At 47.2% G+C, this 2112-nt stretch carries 1 protein-coding gene; it reads right to left on the bottom strand.

Features of this window, described 5'->3' with window-relative positions; genetic code table 11:
- Positions 1–2112, bottom strand: a 2112-nt coding sequence (locus ACFIJ0_RS06015; RefSeq protein WP_375644138.1) for a DUF637 domain-containing protein, incomplete at both ends; no start/stop codon positions are given.

Below are 2112 nucleotides of genomic sequence, written 5' to 3'. Positions count from 1 at the left end.
TTGTCCAACACCAGCCATTTGCGTTATTTGGCTGGTTAAGCCCGCCGTTAACATCGACGAGACAATGCTGAGAACATTCTTGGAAGAGCCAAGCTCATGCAAGGCGCCGGCAATATTGCCGCGATTATTGACAAGAGCCACAGCGCTTTTGTTAATCAGTGCTTGCACACCTGCCTGTATCGCTGCATTCATGGCGGTGCTCGAGCCAAGCCCCAAAACTCCGGTAATGGCGCCGGCAGCGCTCGAGGCTGCACCGCCCGTCACCGCCGTGACTGCCAATGCCACGAGAGCTGCACCGGCTTCTGTCAATCCTTGGGCTTTATAATCCCAGTCTTTAAACTCAGCCTTCACTGCTTGCCAATCCACTTGCTTGGATAATTCTGGATCATCACGCAGTTGCTTAATCCATGCCATGCCTGGAGAGTGTGACAATTGCTCAAGGGATTTGTCTAAATCACCGGTTGCCTCATACTCAACAACAAAGCCATTGCCTGCATCAAGCTTCATGCCACCCTTAGCATCTATGGTGACATGCTCGATGGTCTCCTTAAGGTAACCTTTGTCACCCTCACTCCACCACACAAGGCTTTCATTACGCTGATAAACATCCTTAAAATCTTGATCCTTGTTGGTGAGAAACTTGATCTTCCCCTTATCTGATGCCAAATGCATCTCGCCACCACTTTTTGCCCCTATGGCATCAAGCGTGAGATCCCCATTTTGCGCATGCATGGAGAGGTTGCCCTCTGTTTCTATCGTGGTTTTGTTAGTGGTGACTTCAGTTGATTGTTGACGAAACTTATTTTTTTGTTTCGATTTGTCGCCTTCTTTGCCTCTAAGATCCAAATCAAAACTGTTAAAATCTTGCTCTGAAATCGCGTTGAGAGCGCCACCACTGGTGAAATCCCCATTGCCCTTGGCTTTAAACTTTCCCTCAAGATTAAGTTCACCGCCTGTGACAATGGTCAAATCTCCATCACTGTTGACTTCTGCCAAACGGTGCTCACTGCTTTGGGCGCTATAATTCCCTTTTTCCAATGTTTCCTTATGATCACTCTCTAGCACTAATGAACCAAACGTAGCAGAACCACCGACAATCACCGTCGTTGATCCACCACTGCTCCATTGCCCACCGCTCATGCTTAAATCGCCAAGGGAGTGAATGTTTAAATCCTGTATAGAAATGATTTGAGCCTGCTGCGCGCTCCGATCAACAAAACCATATTCATTCGTGTCACGGATTTTGGCGCTACCATCAATGATTGTCTCAGCATTGAGGGTGATGATATCCCCCAGAATACTCCCTGACGAATTGGCTAAAAGCCCTTGGCTGCTCAGATCTACAGCACCGCTGCCAAGCAAAAAACCACCATTATTGAACAACGTTTGCGTGGTCGAAACGTGCAGTGCACCCTCACTCAAGATGGTGCCACTATTGGTAAAACGGTCCGTCTCTATAGTAACGCCATTGCCTTTCAAACGTGCACTGGCAAGGTTTCCTTGCTGTGTTTTTGCCCCATAAACATCTTGTGCTAAAGAAGAATTTGGTGCCAAATAAACGTGAGGCACTAAGACCTCTTGTCCGTCGACAAGGTGGGTCTCAAGCCAGATCATATCCTTTTTGATTCCAGCAACCTGCTGGGACGTTAATGGCTTGCCTAGCTCTAACCTCAAAGAACCTTGCTGCTCCACAGCATTGTCATAAAGCCTTTGCATTTGAGCATTAGGATCTTCACCGTCAAGAAGAGTGCGATTGCCTGTCAGCTCAAAGATTTGCTCACCGACCAGACGATATTCAAAATAAGCATCCCCCAATCTTTTAAACACGTTCTCAGGCTTATAATTGCCAATCTTTTTTAAGTAATAGTCCGATCCTAAAAATTTACTTGGGTTGATAAAATCTGGACGCGTCTCAACTAAAAACGGCACATCCGGTGATTGGGTCTGAGCCAGTTCTGTCTGGACAGAGCTAAGCCCGTCTTGCGTTGGCACCTGTATGGATTCTGGTGCTGGTGTTTGGATGCTCGGTGCAAAAAGCCCTTTGTGCCCTTTCAAACCATTGATAATGCCGTCCAATCGATCATCACTAATCAGTGGTTTGGAGCCGTCAAA

Origin of the sequence: Bartonella sp. OC68QHHN, from assembly GCF_042193875.1 — a bacterium.
GTDB lineage: Bacteria > Pseudomonadota > Alphaproteobacteria > Rhizobiales > Rhizobiaceae > Bartonella > Bartonella grahamii_A.
This window is presented reverse-complemented; position numbering and strand designations above follow the sequence as displayed.